This window comes from Caldovatus sediminis (assembly GCF_014644455.1).
GTDB lineage: Bacteria > Pseudomonadota > Alphaproteobacteria > Acetobacterales > Acetobacteraceae > Caldovatus > Caldovatus sediminis.
Genome location: NZ_BMKS01000003.1, coordinates 143,147 through 158,948 on the forward strand (window position 1 = coordinate 143,147; position 15,802 = coordinate 158,948).

Genomic DNA, 15,802 nt, shown 5'->3' on the forward strand with positions numbered 1-15,802 from the left:
GCGAAAACTCCTGCGATGGCGAAGCGGAAGAGCAGCGGCGGCTGGCTGGAGAGCGCCAGGACGATCCTCTACGCCGCGCTGATCGCGGTGGTCATCCGCACCGTGGCGTTCGAGCCGTTCAACATCCCCTCCGGCAGCATGATGCCGACCCTGCTGGTGGGCGACTACCTGTTCGTCTCGAAGTACTCCTACGGCTATTCGCGCCACTCGCTGCCGTTCAGCCCGAACCTGTTCTCCGGCCGGATCTTCGCCTCCCTGCCGGAGCGCGGCGACGTGGCGGTGTTCAAGCTGCCGCGCGACAACTCGACCGACTACATCAAGCGCATCATCGGCCTGCCGGGCGACCGCGTGCAGGTCCGCAACGGCCTGCTCTACGTCAACGGCCAGGCGGTGCGGCGCGACTACCTCGGCCCCTACCTCGTGGAGGGCGACGGGCCGCGGCCCTCCCCCGCGCGACGCTACCGCGAGACGCTGCCCGCGCCGGGCGGCGGCCAGGCGGCGCGGTCCCACGAGATCCTCGAGACGACGGACGACGGGCCGTTCGACAACACCCCGGAGTTCCGGGTGCCGGACGGTCACGTCTTCGCCATGGGCGACAACCGCGACAACAGCCTGGACAGCCGGGCGATGAACGCGGTGGGGTTCGTGCCGCTGGAGAACCTCGTCGGCCGGGCGGAGTTCATCTTCTTCTCGGTCGATGGCGATACCGGCTCGTGGTGGGAGGTCTGGACGTGGCCTCGCGCGATCCGCTGGAACCGGCTGTTCTCCGCCGTGCGCTGACGGGCCGCGGCGCCGATGGCGATGCAGGCTGAGACCGGCGGCGCCGCGCCGCCCGCTGCCGGCGCGGGCGAGGCGCGCGGCCCCGGCGAGGCAGGGCTCGAGGCCCGGCTCGGCTACGTCTTCGCCGACCCCTCGCTGCTGCGCCAGGCGCTGACCCATCGCTCCGCCGCCGATCCCAGGCGCGGCCAGCTCGATTCGAACGAGCGGCTGGAATTCGTGGGCGACCGGGTGCTCGCCCTGCTGATCGCGGAATGGCTCGCCGAGCGCTTTCCCGAGGAGCGCGAGGGCGACCTCGGCAAGCGGCTCGCCTCCCTCGTGGCCCAGGACGCGCTGGCGCAGGTGGCGGAGGGGCTCGGCCTCGGCGCCGCGCTGCGGGTGCCGGCGGCGGAGGGCCGCACCGGCCTGCGCGGCCGCGCCAGCGTGCTGGCCGACGCGCTGGAGGCGCTGCTCGGCGCCATCTACCGCGACGGTGGGCTGGAGCCGGCGCGCGCCTTCGTCCGGCGCGCCTGGGCGCCGCTGATCGAGGCCAGCCCGCGCCCGCCGCACTCGCCCAAGAGCCGGCTGCAGGAATGGACGCTGGCGCGCGGGCTCGGCCTGCCGGAGTACCGCCTGGTCTCGACCGCGGGGCCGCCGCACCGGCCCGTCTTCGTCGTGGCGGTGAGCGCGGCCGGACGCGAGGCCGAAGGCGTGGGCGAATCCAAGCGTGCCGCGGAGCAGGCCGCGGCGGAAGCGTGGCTGGCGGGGCTGGAGGGCGCGTGAGCGGCGGCGGCGAGGCGGCAGGGAAGGGCGCGCCGACGCGCTGCGGCCTGGTCGCCGTGGTGGGCGCGCCGAACGCCGGCAAGTCCACGCTGGTGAACGCGCTCGCCGGCGCCAAGGTGAGCATCGTCTCGCCCAAGCCGCAGACGACGCGCTTCCGCATCCGCGCCGTGGTGATGCGCGGGGCCTCGCAGATCGTGCTGGTGGACACGCCGGGCATCTTCCGCCCGCGCCGGCGGCTCGACCGCGCCATGGTGGCGGCGGCCTGGGGCGGGGCGCGGGACGCCGACCTCGCGCTGCTGATCGTGGACGCGCGCGCCGGGCTGACGGAGGAGGTGCGCGGCATCGTCGAGGGGCTGCGCCGGGGCGGCCGGCCGGCCTGGCTGGTGCTGAACAAGACCGACCTCGTGGAGCGGCCGCGCCTGCTGCCGCTCGCCGCCGAGCTGAACGCGCTGCTGCCTTTCGGCGAGACCTTCATGGTCTCGGCCGCGACCGGCGACGGGCTCGACCGGCTGCTCGACCGGCTGGCGGAGGCGATGCCGGAGGGGCCCTGGCTGTTCCCGGAGGACGAGCTCTCCGACCTGCCCCAGCGCATGCTGGCGGCCGAGATCGTGCGCGAGCAGATCCTGCGCCAGACGCACGAGGAGGTGCCGCACCACGCGACGGTGGAGACCGAGCAGTGGACCGAGCGCGAGGACGGCAGCGTGCGCATAGACTGCACGATCTACGTCGCGCGGGCCGGCCAGAAGGCGATCCTGATCGGCGACCGCGGCGCGCGGATCAAGGAGATCGGCCAGCGGGCCCGGCGCGAGCTGGAGGCGCTGCTGGAGAGGCGCGTGCACCTGTTCCTGAACGTGAAGGAGCGCCCGCACTGGGACGAGGAGCGGGCGCGGATCCGGGCGCTCGGGCTGGAGGACACGGGCTAGGGCCGGGCGGCCCTCCGCGACGGGACCGGAACGCCGCGCCCGGATCGCGGCCCGGACCCGTGCATCCGCGGCCGCGAGGCGCCATCTTCGGCCCATGGAATGGCGCGCCCCCGCGATCGTGCTCGACGCCCGGCCCTTCGGCGAGGGCGGGGCCGTGGTCACGCTGCTGACCGAGGAGCACGGGCGCCATGCCGGCCTGGTGAAGGGCGGCTTCTCGCGCACCCGGCGGGGGGTGTGGCAGCCCGGCAACCTGGTCGAGGCGCGCTGGGTGGCGCGGCTGCCGGACCAGCTCGGCGCGCTGTCGGGCGAGCTGGTCCATCCCGCGGCGGCGCTGGCGATGGACGATCCGCTGGCGCTCGCCCTGCTCGCCTCCGCCTGCGCCGTGGCGGAGGGGGCGCTGCCGGAGCGCGAGCCGCATCCGCGCAGCTTCGACGGCCTGCTCTCGATCATCGGCCGCCTGGGGCAGGGGGCCGAGGCGGTGCTGCCCGACTACGTCCGCTGGGAGGCGGCGCTGCTGGCCGAGCTCGGCTACGGCCTCGACCTGACGCGCTGCGCCGCGACCGGGACGACGGAGGACCTCGTCTGGGTCTCGCCGCGGACCGGCCGCGCGGTGTCGGCCGCCGCGGGCGCGCCCTACGCCGACCGGCTGCTGCCCCTGCCGGCCTTCCTGCTCGGCCAGGGTCCTTCCGGGCCCGAGGCATGGCTTGCCGGGCTGCGCCTGACCGGCCATTTCCTGGGAAAAGACGCCTATGGGCACCACCACCGGCCGCTGCCCGCGGCGCGCGGGCTGCTCCTGGCCCGCGTGGCGGCGCTGATCCCTGCCACCGCGGGGCCGATACGGCCCGCTTCCGCCGACTCGGCCCGCTGACCCAGATTGGGACACGATGCCTGACGACCTGAAGACCCTCCCCGAGGGCGGGGAGGTGCGCGAGACCCGCCTCGCCGACGCGCTGTCGGAACGCTACCTCGCCTACGCCCTCTCGACGATCATGTCGCGCTCCCTGCCCGACGTGCGCGACGGGCTGAAGCCGGTGCACCGGCGCCTGCTCTGGGCGATGCACCAGCTCAGGCTCGACCCGGCGGCCGGCTTCAAGAAGTGCGCGCGCGTCGTCGGCGACGTGATCGGCAAGTACCACCCGCACGGCGACGCCGCGGTCTACGAGGCGCTGGTGCGGCTCGCGCAGGACTTCGCCGCGCGCTATCCGCTGGTCGAGGGCCAGGGCAACTTCGGCAACATCGACGGCGACAACGCCGCCGCCATGCGCTACACCGAGGCGCGGCTGACCGAAGTCGCGCAGGCGCTGCTCCAGGGCATCGACGAGGATGCCGTGGACTTCCGCCCGACCTACGACGGCGAGGAGCAGGAGCCGGTCGTCCTGCCGGCCGCCTTCCCGAACCTGCTCGCGAACGGCGCCAGCGGCATCGCGGTCGGCATGGCGACCTCGATCCCGCCGCACAACGCGGGCGAGGTCTGCGCCGCGGCGCTCGAGCTGATCCGCAGCCCGCAGGCCACGACCGCCGAGCTGCTGCGCCACATGCCGGGGCCGGACTTCCCGACCGGCGGCATCCTGGTCGAGCCGCCGGAGGCGATCGCCGAGGCCTACGCGACGGGCCGCGGCGGCTTCCGCCTGCGCGCGAGGTGGCAGGTCGAGAAAGGCCGGCACGGCACCTGGCAGGTCGTCGTCACCGAGATCCCCTACCAGGTCGCCAAGGCGAAGCTCGTCGAGCAGATCGCGCAGCTCATGGAGGAGCGGAAGCTGCCGCTGCTCGGCGACGTGCGCGACGAGAGCACGGACGCGGTGCGCCTGGTGCTGGAGCCGAAGTCGCGCGCCGTGGACCCGGCGGTGATGATGGAGACGCTGTTCCGCGCCACGGCGCTGGAGAGCCGCTTCTCCCTCAACATGAACGTGCTCGACGCCGAGCGCACGCCGCGGGTGATGGGCCTGCGCGAGGTGCTGCGCGCCTGGCTCGACCACCGGCACGTCGTGCTGAAGCGCCGCACGGAGCACCGCCTCGCCGCGATCGCGCGGCGGCTGGAGATCCTCGACGGCTACCTGGTCGTCTATCTCAACCTCGACGAGGTGATCCGCATCGTCCGCGAGGAGGACGAGCCGAAGGCCGAGCTGATGAAGGCCTTCTCGCTCACCGAGGCGCAGGCGGAGGCGGTCCTCAACATGCGCCTGCGCGCCCTGCGCAAGCTCGAGGAGATGGAGATCCGCAGGGAGCACAAGAGGCTCTCCGCGGAGCAGAGGAAGCTGCAGGCGCTGATGCGGTCGGAGGCGAAGCGCTGGGAGGCGATCGCCGAGGAGCTGGAGGCGACGCGCGCGCGGTTCGGCGAGGGCGCGCTCGGCCGGCGCCGGACCGAGATCGGCAGGGCGCCGGCCCCGGTCGCGCTGGAGGGGGACCACTTCGTCGAGCGCGAGCCGATCACCGTCATCCTCTCGCAGAAGGGCTGGATCCGCGCCCAGAAGGGCCACCTGCCGGAGGACGCGGAGCTGCGCTTCAAGGAAGGCGACGCGCTGCACGGCCTGGTGCACGCGGAGACGACCGACCGCATCGTTCTCTTCGGCTCCAACGGCAGGTCCTACACGCTGCGCGCCGACGCCATCCCGCGCGGCCGGGGCGACGGCCAGCCGGTGCGGCTGATGGTGGACCTCGGCAACGAGGACGAGATCGTCGCCCTCTTCGTCCACCGCGAGGGCGCGCGCCGGCTCGTCGCCGCCTCCGACGGCAAGGGGTTCGTGGTGAAGGGCGAGGACCTGCTCGCCGAGCGGCGCACGGGCAAGCAGGTGCTCGCGGTCGAGCCGCCGGCGCGCGCGGTGGTCTGCGCGCCGGCGGACGGCGACACCGTCGCGACCATCGGCGAGAACCGGAAGCTGCTGCTCTTCCCGCTCGAGCAGGTGCCGGAGATGGCGCGCGGCCGCGGCGTGCAGCTCCAGTCCTTCCGCGACGGCGGCCTCGCCGACGCCAAGGTGTTCTGGCGCAAGGACGGCCTCTCCTGGCGGCTCGGCGAGCGCGTGCGCGTCGAGACCGACCTCGCCTACTGGCGCGGCAACCGCGCCGGCGCGGGCAAGGCGCCGCCGAGCGGATTCCCGCGGTCGAACCGGTTCGGCGGCTGAACGGGAAGGCTGAAGCAGCGGAACGGGCTCGGCGGGGAACATCGCGGCCCCGATCCTCGTTAGCGCCGCACGTGCGGCCGGAACCGTCCCTCGCCCTTCCGGGCGGTTCCGTGCCCGGCATCGCCCGCACACCGGGCTTTCCGGACGAGGATCAACCAGATGAGCGGCTTCCTATCCAGGATCAGCGATCTCCTGCAGCAGATCGGCGAAAGCGTGCGTTCGGAACTCGGCGGCCGGCTCAGCGACGACACGATCGAGGGGACGCCCGGTCACGACCGCCTGTTCGGCGGCGTCGGCAACGACGTGCTCGGCCCGACCGGCGCCGGCAACGATCTCGCCGTCGGCGGCGTGGGCGACGACACCATCACCGGCGGCATCGGCCTCGACGTGCTCGCCGGCAACTCGGGCGACGACCTGCTTCTCTCCACCGAGGGCGCGGGCGGGGTGACGCTGATGTTCGGCGGCGACGGCCGCGACCGGCTCATCGCCGGCCTCGGCGACAACCTCATGTTCGGCGGCAACGGCGACGACACGCTGATCGGCGGCGGCGGGTACCTGGACATCGCGGTCGGCGGCGACGGCAGCGATATCCTGAACACCGGCACCGGCGTGGGCGTGCACATCGGCGGCCCGGGGTCCGATCTCTTCGCGGTCGGTCCGGAGATCGCGGGCAACCGCAGCCCCGACGTGGTCATCGCGCTCGACTTCGTGCCCGGCGTGGACCGCGTCCAGATCGCGCCGGAGGTCGTCGCGAGCATCGTCTCGATCGAGGACGGCGCGCTCGACTTCACCGGCGTCCTTGGCCTGCTGCGCCGGCACGGCGTGTTCTCGGGCGACGTGTCCGGGCGGGTGTCGGAGGCCGGCGAGGCGCCGGTCGAGGACCAGATGGCCGTCCTGCTCTCGGTCGAGAGCGCGCCGCCCGCCGGCGCTGCGGTGGCGAACGGGGCGCTGGCGACCACGGCGGAGGGCGACCTGCTGTTCTTCGCCGGCATCACCGCGGCGCAGCTCGACCAGCTGGTGTGAGGGGAGGGCGCTGCCGGCCGGGGTGCTCACGTCCGCGCCGGCCGCGGCCGGTCCTGCCCGCCCGTGGCGCCGCGCGCGGGCCGGCGCGGATGCCTCGACCTACGCGAGCTCGCCGAACATCCGGTAGCGCTGCGCGCGCAGCAGGCTCTGGCTCGGGCCGAGGGCCTCGCCGCGGCGGAAGGCGGCGACGGCCTCCCTGATGCGCTTCTGCCGCCGCAGCGCCTCGCTGAGGTGCAGGTGCGCGTCCGCGTGCGCCTCGTCGAGCGCCAGGACGCTGCGGAAGGCCTCCTCCGCGGCGGGCCAGTCCTCGGCCTCCTCGAGCAGCCGGCCGAGCAGGAAGCGGGTGTGGAGATTCGTCGGCTCGCGTTCGGCGGCCTCGCGCAGCGCGGCGATGGCGCCGGCCTGGTCGCCCAGGGCGCGCAGCCCGTGCGCCAGGGCGTGCGCGATGCCGTGATGGCCGTGGCCGAGCGCGATCGCGGCGCGCAGCGCCGGCACGGCCTCCGCCGGATCGGCGTGGAGCGCGAGCATGCCGAGCTGCGCCTGCGCATGCATCGAGTCCGGAAAGGCGGCGACGGTCTCGCGCGCCACCGCCAGCGCCTCGTCCTTGCGGCCGAGCAGGTTGAGGCCCTGGGCGAGCCCGAGGCGCACCTGCTCCGTGGCGTGGCCGAGCGCGATCGCGGCGCGCAGCGGACCGACGGCGTCCGCGGGACGGCGCGGCAGCAGCAGCACCCCGAGCCGCGCCCGGCAGGCGCCGGAGCCGGGGAGGGCCGCCACCGCCGCCTGCGCCGCCGCGAGCGCCGGGGCCTTGCGCCCCTCGGCGAGCAGGGCGTCGATCAGCGCGAGATGGGCGGCCTCGTCGGACGGGTCGCGCGCCACCGCTTGGCGCAGGCGCTGCAGGGCGGCGCCGGCCGGCGGTGCGGCGGGCCGCAGCGCGCTGGCGCACGGCTCGGCGGCGCCCTTCGCGGCGGCGGGCGGTCTGGCGCCGGGTCGCCCGCGCGCGGCCGGGGCCGGAGGCGCCGCGGCGTCCTCGGCACCGGCATCGCCTGCGGCGGCCCTGCCCGCCCGTTCGGCCGCCGCCAGGGCCTCGCGCGCCTCGGCGAGGTCGGGGTTCCGCGCCAGCGCCTCGCGCAGGGCGGCGGCCGCCGCCGCGTGGCGACCCGCGGCGAGCAGGGCCTTGCCCAGGCGCAGGCGCAGGATCGGCGGCTCGGGCAGGGCCTCCACCGCCTCGGCGGCCGCCTGCGCCGCCGCCTCGGTCTTGCCGGCGGCCTCCAGCGCCGCGATCAGGCCGAGATGGATCGGCACGTAATGGGGGTCGCCCGCGCGCGCGGCGCGGAAGGCCGCCTCCGCCTCCTCGAACTGTCCCGCCTCCATCAGCTTGCCGCCGAGGCGCATCGCGAGCCGCGGCGCGTGCGGCTGTTCGGCGTGCAGCCGCCGCAGCGCGGCGAGGCTCATCTCCCGCCGGCCGAGCCGCTCGGCGGCCGCGGCCTCGGCCTCGATCAGCCGCCCCGGCTTGGCGCCGAGCTCCCGCGCGCGCGCGAGCAGCGCCTCGGCCCGCGCCGCCCTGCCCGAGAGCTGCGCGCGCATCCCGAGGGCGAGCCAGATCGTCGGCGCGCGGCGCCGGGCGGCCCGCACGAGCCGCGCCGCCTCCGCCATGCGGCCGTCAAGGGCGAGGGCGAAGAGGGCGGGGGCGTCGCCACTCTCGCTGAGGACGCGGATGCTGGCATGTCCCGCATGGGCGAGGGGCGCGCGCACGACGCCCGGCAGCCCGGCGAGCAGCGCCGCGTGGCGCGCGTCCGTCGGCTCGAGCGGGTCGTAGGCGAGCAGGGAGGCGGCGGGGAGGTCGGCCGCGGCGACCCGGTGCCCGCGATGCAGGGCGGGCAGGAAGTGCAGCCGCGAGCGGCGGTCGAAGGCCGCGTCGGCCGGATCGATCGAGGCCTGGGGCGAGAAGGCGATGGCGGCGCTGGCGCCGAGCGCGGCGCCGTACTTGAGCGCCGCGAAGCCGCCCATCGAGAACCCGAAGGCCAGGCGCCGCGGCTTCGCCGCCGCGGCCGCGACCGGCAGCAGCGCCGCCATCGCCTCGGCGGGATACCAGTGCACCCGGCTCGCGGTGACGGCGAGCAGGTCGAGGTCGTGCGCCTCGGCCAGCCGGCGCGGCCACCACCGATGGCCGTCGGCGTGCGCGGTGCTCTCGGCGAAGGCGATCAGCGTGAAGTCCGATCCGCCCGGGCGGTGGCGCAGCTGCACCCCGTTCGAATCATACAGCAGGGCGGCGTCCTTCGTGCCGCGGCGGGTCGTTATGGGCTGGCTCACGCCGGGCTGGTTCCCCCTTCGCTCGGATGGCCGCATGCAAGGACACGGCTGCAGGGCGCGGCCCTATCAGGCGCCGGCGGCGCTGTCCAACCCCCGCGCGCGTGGTCGGTCCGGCGGAAGGCGGGACCGGGCTGGTCAAGCGCGCCCGCCCGCGCGATCTACCCGGCCATGTCGGATGGAGAAGCCCCTCGGCCGCGCCGCCGCCGGCTGCGCCGGATCCTGCTTGCCCTGGCGGGCGTGCTGGCGCTGGTCCCGCTCGGCGGCGCCGGGCTCGTGGGCTGGACCCTGCCCGGGGAAGGGCAGGTCCGGACGGGTCTCGCCGCGGCCGGCCTCGCCGCGCCGGTGCGCATCACCTACGACGGCGCGGGCGTGCCGCTGATCCGCGCGGACTCGGAGCGGGACGCCTGGATCGCGATGGGCTGGCTGCATGCGCGCGATCGCATGTTCCAGATGGACGCGATGCGTCGCGGCGGCGCCGGGCGGCTCTCGGAATGGGCCGGGGAGGGAATGCTGCGCTCCGACCGGTTCGTCCGGCTGCTCGGCCTCGCCCGCCGGGCGGAGGAGGACCTCGCCGCCCTGCCCGAGGAGGTCCGCGACATGCTGGAGGCCTACGCCGCCGGCGTGAACGCCTGGATCGCCGAGCGCGGCCGCTTCGCCGCCCCGGAGTACCTGCTGCTCGGCCCGCCGGAGCCCTGGACGCCGCGGGACAGCCTGCTCTGGGGGAAGCTGATGGGCCTCTGGCTGTCCGGGAACTGGCGGGTGGAGCTGAGCCGCGCCCGGCTCCTGGCGGCCGGCCTGCCGGCCGAGCGGCTGCGCGACCTCTGGCCCGAGGACGCCAGCGCCGGGCGCCCGGACCTGCCGCCGCGGCCGGCGCCGGGCGGCGCGGCGCCGGACGGGCGAAGCGATGCCGCCTCGCCCGCCGGGCCGGCGGCGCCCGCTGGCAGCGCCTTGGCGGCGGCGCGGGCGGTGGCGGGCGGGCACCTGGACCGGCTCGCCGCCGCGCTGCCGGCCTTCCCCGCCGACGCGCCGCTGCCCGCGAGCGCGAGCAACGTCTGGGCGGTGGCGGGCGCGCGTTCGGCCTCGGGCGGGGCGCTGCTCGCCAGCGACCCCCATCTCGGCTTCGGCGCGCCGATCCAGTGGTACCTGGTGCGGGTCGAGCTCCCCGGCGGGCGTTTCCTCGCCGGCGCGACCAGCCCGGGCGTGCCGCTGATCGTGATCGGCCGCAACGAGCGCCTCGCCTGGGGCTTCACGACCACGCACTCCGACACCCAGGACGTGTTCGTCGAGCGTCTCGTCCCCGGGCGGCCGGATCATTACGAGACGCCCGAGGGGCCGCGCCCCTTCCTCGTGCGCGAGGAGCGCATCCGGGTGCGCGGCATGGCGGAGCCGGTCCCGATGCGGGTGCGCGAGACGCGGCACGGCCCGGTGATCTCCGACCTCGACGCGCCGGGGGGTGTCGGTGACGGCGGCACGGTGCTGGCGGTGGCGATGGCGAATCTCGCGCCGGGCGACACCGCCGCGGCCGGGCTGCTGGCGCTCAACCGCGCCCGCAGCGTGGAGGAGGCGGCCAGGGCGGCGGCGCTGATCACGGCCCCGCCGCAGAACCTGACGGTGGCCGACGCGGACGGGCGGATCGCCCTCTATCTGACCGGGCGGGTGCCGGTGCGGCGTTCCGGCGACGGGACGCTGCCGGCGCCCGGCTGGGACGGCTCGGCGGACTGGCAGGGGTTCCTGCCGTTCCCGGCGCTGCCCCATGTGGTGGACCCGCCGAGCGGCGTGCTGGCCAACGCCAACAACCGCGTGGCGCCCGCGGAGGGCACGGCGTTCCTCGGCCGCGACTGGTTCGGCGACTGGCGGTTCCGCCGGATCTTCGAGCTGCTCGGGCGTGCCGAGCGCCTCGATGCGGCGGGCTTCGCGGCGATGCAGACCGACGCGGTCTCGCTCTTCGCGCGCGAGGAGGCGCTGCCCGCGCTGCGCCGCCTGGTGGCCCCTCCGGGGGCCGGCGGCGACGGCGTCGCGCTTGCGGCCTACCGCCTGGTTCTGGGCGAGGGGAGGGGAGCCGTCGCGGACGGAGGCTGGGATGGGCGGATGGATGCCGACCGTCCGGAGCCGCTGATCTTCCACGCCTGGCTGCGCGCCTTCGGCCGTGCCGCGCTCGCCACCGGCGGGGTGCCGGAGGGGGCGTGGGCGCCGTCCGCGCCGGAGTTCCTGCGCGCCCTGCTGGGCGCGGCGGTCCGCGCCGATTCGGAGCCGGAGGCTGCGGCCTCCGCGGCGCACTGGTGCGGGCCGGGCGGCTGCGCGGCCCTGGCGCGGGCCGCGCTCGAGGAGGCGGTCGCGGAGCTCAGGGCGCGGCACGGCGCCGACCCGGCGCGCTGGCGCTGGGGCGAGGCGCATGTGGCGCGGTTCGAGCATCCGCTGCTGCGCTTCGTGCCCGGCATCGCGCCGCTGGTGCGCCTCGCCGTCCCGACCCCCGGCGACGGCGAGACGATCAACCGCGGCACGCTGCGGGGAGGAAACGGTCCCGACGCCTTCGCCCATGTCCAGGGCGCGGGGCTGCGGATGGTCCTCGACCTGGGCGATCCCGACGGGGCGCCGCGCGCGATCATCGCCACCGGCCAGTCCGGCCACCCCTTCTCGCGCCACTGGGGCGACCTGCTGGAGCCCTGGCGGGACGGGACCATGCTGCGCCTCGGGGGCACGGCCAATCCAACCGCCGGCGGCGCGGCGGCGCGGATCGTGCTCGCGCCGTGACCGGGCGGACGCCGGAAGGCGGGCGGGGCCGTCACCGTGGCGTGGCGGCGGGGTACCACGGCGAACCGGACGGCGGATGGGCGGTTGATTTGCCACGCCTGCCCGCCGAGACTGGTCGCGTCACGATGCACCACCGAACCGCCCGCCGACCGCAATTCTTCTATACCACCGCGCCGCTGCCCTGCCCCTACCTGCCCGGGCGGACGGAGCGGAAGATCGTGACCGAGCTTTCCGGAACCGATGCGGAGGCGCTGCACGACCGCCTCTCGCGGGCGGGCTTCCGGCGCAGCCACAACATCGCCTACTCGCCCGTCTGCCCGGGCTGCGCGGCCTGCATCCCGATCCGCATCGTCGCCGGCGAGTTCGAGCCGGACCGCGGCCAGCGCCGCATCCAGCGGGCCAATGCCGACCTGGTGGGCTTCGAGATGCCGGCGCGCGCCACCGCGGAGCAGTTCGCGCTGTTCCAGCGCTACCAGAAGGCGCGCCACGGCGACGGCGACATGGCCGCGATGGGCTTCTACGACTACCGCGCCATGGTCGAGGACACGCCGATCACCACCGGCATGGTCGAGTTCCGCGACTCCCGCGACCGGCTGCTGGGCGCGTGCCTGACCGACTGGCTGAGCGACGGGCTGTCCGCCGTGTACAGCTTCTACGAGCCGGCGGAGGGGCGGCGCTCGCTCGGCACCTACGCGATCCTGTGGCTGGTGGCGCGCGCGAGGGCGCTGCGCCTGCCCTATGTCTACCTCGGCTACTGGGTGCCGGAGAGCCGCAAGATGTCCTACAAGTCGCGCTTCCGGCCGAGCGAGGTGCTGACGGGCGGCCTCTGGCGCGCGCTCCCCGACCATGCCGGGCGGGACGGGGCGCCGGACCAGTCGCCGACGACCGTCCTGGCGCCCGAGACGACGGGCTAGGGGCGGCGCCGGGGCGACGGTCGAGGGGCCGCGCGCAGGGGATCGTCAATGCCTGTCGGGATGGTGTTGCGGGCCGGGGAACGCGGAGGCGCGCCCCGGCGGACGACACCGGGTCGTCGCTGAAGAGGAGAATCGCACAGTGACCACGAGGTCTGCATGCGGCCGGCGCCCTGCGCTGATCGGCGCCGGCACCGCCATGCTCGGTGCCGCCTTGCCGGCGCCGGCGCGGCCGTCGCAGGGCTGGAAGCCGCCGCGGACGGTCACCATCGTGGTGCCCTTCGCCGCCGGATCGGGCACCGACGCCATCACTCGCATCCTCGCGCAGCAGCTCGAGCCGGAATGGGGGCAGCCGGTCGTGGTGGAGAACCGGGCCGGCGCGAACGGCTCGCTCGCCGCCTCCCAGGTCGCGCGCGCGGCGCCGGACGGGCTGACCCTGATGATGACGACGAACACGCCGCACGCGGCCAATCCGGCGCTGATGAAGCGGCTGGACTACGACCCCGTGGGCGGCTTCACGCCGATCGCGCGGGCAGGGAACTACACCTTCTGGCTGGTGGTCGGCGAGGCATCGCCGGTGCGTTCGCTGCGCGAGCTGCTGGACCGGGCGCGCGCCCGGCCGGGCGAGGTGACCTACGCCTCCGGCAACTCCACCGGGATCGTCGCCGGCGCGACGATCGCGCGGATGGGCGGCGTGGAGATGACCCACGTCCCCTACCGCAGCACGCCGCCGGCGATGACCGACGTGATCGCCGGGCGGGTGAGCTGCATGGTGGTGGACGTCTCCGCCTCGCTCGGCCATGTCCGGGAGGGGCGGCTCCGCGCGCTCGGCGTCACCAGCCGCGAGCGCAGCGCCCTCGTGCCCGACGTGCCGAGCCTGCACGAGGCCGGCCTGCCCGGCTTCAACGTGGTCGCCTGGGCAGGGCTGGTGGGGCCGGCGCGGATGCCGCCGGAGGTGGTGGCGAGCATCAATGCCGTCTTCCGCAGGCTCTGGGAGCGGCCGGAGACGGTGCAGCGCCTCGCCGGCATCGGCTTCGAGGCCAAGACCTCGACGCCCGAGGAATTCGCCGAGTTCATCCGCGGCGAGATCGCCCATTGGGGCAGCATGGTCCGCGCTGCCGGCATCGAGCCGGAGTGAGGAAGGGGCCGCGGCCGGCGGCGCGCGACCCCGGCGCGGCCCGCCGCCGCGGACATGGCGGAGGGCAGGGCCCGGACGCCGCCGCCCTCGCGTCCGCGGGATGGCCCTGCGGCGGCCGAGCGGCTACCGTCCGGCGGCCAACCCGGCCGCGGCGTCCTCCACGGATGGGCGCCGGGGCCGATCGCAACGACGCCCGCTCAGGAACCCCGCCATGCCGCAGTACCGCTCGCGCACCACCACCCACGGCCGCAACATGGCGGGCGCGCGGGGGCTGTGGCGCGCCACCGGCATGAGGGACGGCGACTTCGGCAAGCCGATCATCGCGGTGGCCAACAGCTTCACCCAGTTCGTGCCCGGCCACGTCCACCTCAAGGATCTCGGCCAGCTCGTCGCGCGGGAGATCGAGGCCGCGGGCGGCGTGGCCAAGGAGTTCAACACCATCGCGGTGGACGACGGCATCGCCATGGGCCACGACGGCATGCTCTACAGCCTGCCCTCGCGCGAGCTGATCGCCGACAGCGTGGAGTACATGGTCAACGCGCACTGCGCCGACGCCATGGTCTGCATCTCCAACTGCGACAAGATCACGCCGGGCATGCTGATGGCCGCGATGCGGCTGAACGTCCCGGCGATCTTCGTCTCCGGCGGGCCGATGGAGGCCGGCAAGGTGGTGCACCGCGGGCGGAAGCGGGCGGTGGACCTGATCGACGCCATGGTCGCCGCCGCCGACGCCGCGGTGACCGACGAGGAGGTGGGGGTGATCGAGCGCTCCGCCTGCCCGACCTGCGGCTCCTGCTCCGGCATGTTCACCGCCAACTCGATGAACTGCCTGACCGAGGCGCTCGGCCTCGCGCTGCCCGGCAACGGCACCCTGGTCGCGACGCACGCCGACCGGCGGCGGCTGTTCGTCGAGGCCGGGCGCCGGATCGTCGAGATCACCCGCGCCTACTACGAGACCGACGACACGTCCGTGCTGCCGCGCAGCATCGCCACCTTCGCCGCCTTCGAGAACGCGATGACGCTCGACATCGCCATGGGCGGCTCGACCAACACCGTGCTGCACCTGCTCGCCGCCGCGCACGAGGCCGGGGTGGACTTCACCATGCGCGACATCGACCGCCTGTCGCGGCGGGTGCCGGTGCTGTGCAAGGTGGCCCCCTCGGTCGCCGACGTGCACGTCGAGGACGTGCACCGCGCCGGCGGCATCATGGGCATCCTGGGCGAGCTCGACCGCGCCGGGCTGCTCGACGTCTCGGTCGGCCGCGTGGACGCGCCGACGCTGGCGGAGGCGCTCGAGCGCTGGGACGTGCGGCGCACCGCGGACGAGGCGGTGCGCGTGTTCTACCGCGCCGCGCCGGGCGGCGTGCCGACCACCGAGGCGTTCAGCCAGAGCGCGCGCTGGGACGCGCTCGACCTCGACCGCGGCGCGGGCGTGATCCGCGACGCGGCGCACGCCTTCTCGGCCGATGGCGGGCTCGCCGTGCTCTACGGCAACCTCGCCGAGGAGGGCTGCATCGTGAAGACCGCGGGGGTGGACGAGAGCATCCTCCGCTTCGCCGGCCCGGCCCGCGTCTTCGAGAGCCAGGACGCGGCGGTGACGGGCATCCTCGGCGGCGCGGTGCAGCCAGGCGAGGTCGTGATCGTCCGCTACGAGGGGCCGCGCGGCGGGCCGGGGATGCAGGAGATGCTCTACCCGACGAGCTACCTGAAGTCGAAGGGCCTCGGGAAGCTCTGCGCGCTGGTGACGGACGGGCGCTTCTCGGGGGGAAGCTCCGGCCTCTCGATCGGGCACGTCTCGCCCGAGGCGGCGGAGGGCGGGCTGATCGGCCTGGTCGAGGACGGCGACCGGATCGAGATCGACATCCCGGGGCGCCGGATCCACCTCGCCGTGCCGGAGGCCGACTTGGCGCGGCGCCGCGCAGCGATGGAGGCGAGGGGCGAGGCGGCGTGGCAGCCGGCCGAGCCGCGCAAGCGGCAGGTCTCGACCGCCCTGCGGGCCTACGCGGCGATGGCCACCAGCGCGGCGCGCGGTGCCGTGCGCGACGTCGATTCGGTGCGGCGGCGCTGATCGCGCGGCGGGGATCGGGC

At 75.6% G+C, this 15,802-nt stretch carries 11 protein-coding genes; 10 read left to right on the top strand and 1 reads right to left on the bottom strand.

The features are described from left to right. Positions 1–15: 15 nt before the first annotated feature. The 6 genes from lepB to IEX99_RS06000 all read left to right on the top strand — a co-directional run bounded on the left by lepB (position 16) and on the right by IEX99_RS06000 (position 6,604). Positions 16–780, top strand: coding sequence for a signal peptidase I (gene lepB, locus IEX99_RS05975; RefSeq protein ID WP_188899104.1), 765 nt, complete (start codon positions 16–18; stop codon positions 778–780). Positions 781–801: 21 nt separating this feature from the next. Then, positions 802–1,539, top strand: a complete 738-nt coding sequence (gene rnc, locus IEX99_RS05980; RefSeq protein WP_188899105.1) for a ribonuclease III — start codon at positions 802–804, stop codon at positions 1,537–1,539. After that, complete coding sequence (gene era / locus IEX99_RS05985; RefSeq protein WP_188899106.1) at positions 1,536–2,462, top strand: GTPase Era; 927 nt, start codon at positions 1,536–1,538, stop codon at positions 2,460–2,462. Before rnc ends, era begins: the two co-directional genes overlap by 4 nt. A gap of 94 nt (positions 2,463–2,556) precedes the next feature. Then, the gene (gene recO, locus IEX99_RS05990; protein ID WP_188899107.1) at positions 2,557–3,330 is read left to right on the top strand and encodes a DNA repair protein RecO; all 774 of its coding nucleotides are present in this window, start codon (positions 2,557–2,559) and stop codon (positions 3,328–3,330) included. Positions 3,331–3,346: 16 nt separating this feature from the next. Continuing rightward, positions 3,347–5,581: a DNA topoisomerase IV subunit A gene (parC, locus tag IEX99_RS05995; protein WP_188899108.1), complete on the top strand. Its 2,235-nt coding sequence runs from the start codon at positions 3,347–3,349 to the stop codon at positions 5,579–5,581. Positions 5,582–5,740: 159 nt separating this feature from the next. Continuing rightward, positions 5,741–6,604, top strand: coding sequence for a calcium-binding protein (locus IEX99_RS06000; protein ID WP_188899109.1), 864 nt, complete (start codon positions 5,741–5,743; stop codon positions 6,602–6,604). Between the two features lie 99 nt (positions 6,605–6,703). Here the strand turns inward: IEX99_RS06000 and IEX99_RS06005 are convergent, their stop codons facing one another. Further along, positions 6,704–8,914: a tetratricopeptide repeat protein gene (locus IEX99_RS06005; RefSeq protein WP_188899110.1), complete on the bottom strand. Its 2,211-nt coding sequence runs from the start codon at positions 8,912–8,914 to the stop codon at positions 6,704–6,706. Between the two features lie 168 nt (positions 8,915–9,082). Between IEX99_RS06005 and IEX99_RS06010 the strand changes: the two genes are divergently transcribed. From IEX99_RS06010 to ilvD, 4 genes are all read left to right on the top strand, one after another. Further along, entirely contained in the window at positions 9,083–11,665 is a 2,583-nt protein-coding gene (locus tag IEX99_RS06010) for a penicillin acylase family protein (protein WP_188899111.1), read from the top strand. Between the two features lie 125 nt (positions 11,666–11,790). Next, the gene (locus IEX99_RS06015; RefSeq protein ID WP_188899112.1) at positions 11,791–12,579 is read left to right on the top strand and encodes an arginyltransferase; all 789 of its coding nucleotides are present in this window, start codon (positions 11,791–11,793) and stop codon (positions 12,577–12,579) included. Positions 12,580–12,718: 139 nt separating this feature from the next. After that, positions 12,719–13,714 (top strand): Bug family tripartite tricarboxylate transporter substrate binding protein, encoded by a 996-nt coding sequence (locus tag IEX99_RS06020; protein WP_229677840.1) that lies wholly within the window; start codon positions 12,719–12,721, stop codon positions 13,712–13,714. A gap of 211 nt (positions 13,715–13,925) precedes the next feature. Further along, positions 13,926–15,782: a dihydroxy-acid dehydratase gene (gene ilvD, locus IEX99_RS06025; protein ID WP_188899113.1), complete on the top strand. Its 1,857-nt coding sequence runs from the start codon at positions 13,926–13,928 to the stop codon at positions 15,780–15,782. The last annotated feature ends 20 nt before the right edge of the window (positions 15,783–15,802 follow it).

Excerpts from the sequence above, each read along its gene's own strand:
- rnc (WP_188899105.1), top strand. The coding sequence starts at position 802 with ATGCAGGCTGAGACCGGCGGCGCCGCGCCGCCCGCTGCCGGCGCGGGC.
- IEX99_RS06010 (WP_188899111.1), top strand. The coding sequence starts at position 9,083 with ATGTCGGATGGAGAAGCCCCTCGGCCGCGCCGCCGCCGGCTGCGCCGG.
- lepB (WP_188899104.1), top strand. The coding sequence starts at position 16 with ATGGCGAAGCGGAAGAGCAGCGGCGGCTGGCTGGAGAGCGCCAGGACG.
- recO (WP_188899107.1), top strand. The coding sequence starts at position 2,557 with ATGGAATGGCGCGCCCCCGCGATCGTGCTCGACGCCCGGCCCTTCGGC.
- IEX99_RS06000 (WP_188899109.1), top strand. The coding sequence starts at position 5,741 with ATGAGCGGCTTCCTATCCAGGATCAGCGATCTCCTGCAGCAGATCGGC.
- IEX99_RS06015 (WP_188899112.1), top strand. The coding sequence starts at position 11,791 with ATGCACCACCGAACCGCCCGCCGACCGCAATTCTTCTATACCACCGCG.
- parC (WP_188899108.1), top strand. The coding sequence starts at position 3,347 with ATGCCTGACGACCTGAAGACCCTCCCCGAGGGCGGGGAGGTGCGCGAG.
- ilvD (WP_188899113.1), top strand. The coding sequence starts at position 13,926 with ATGCCGCAGTACCGCTCGCGCACCACCACCCACGGCCGCAACATGGCG.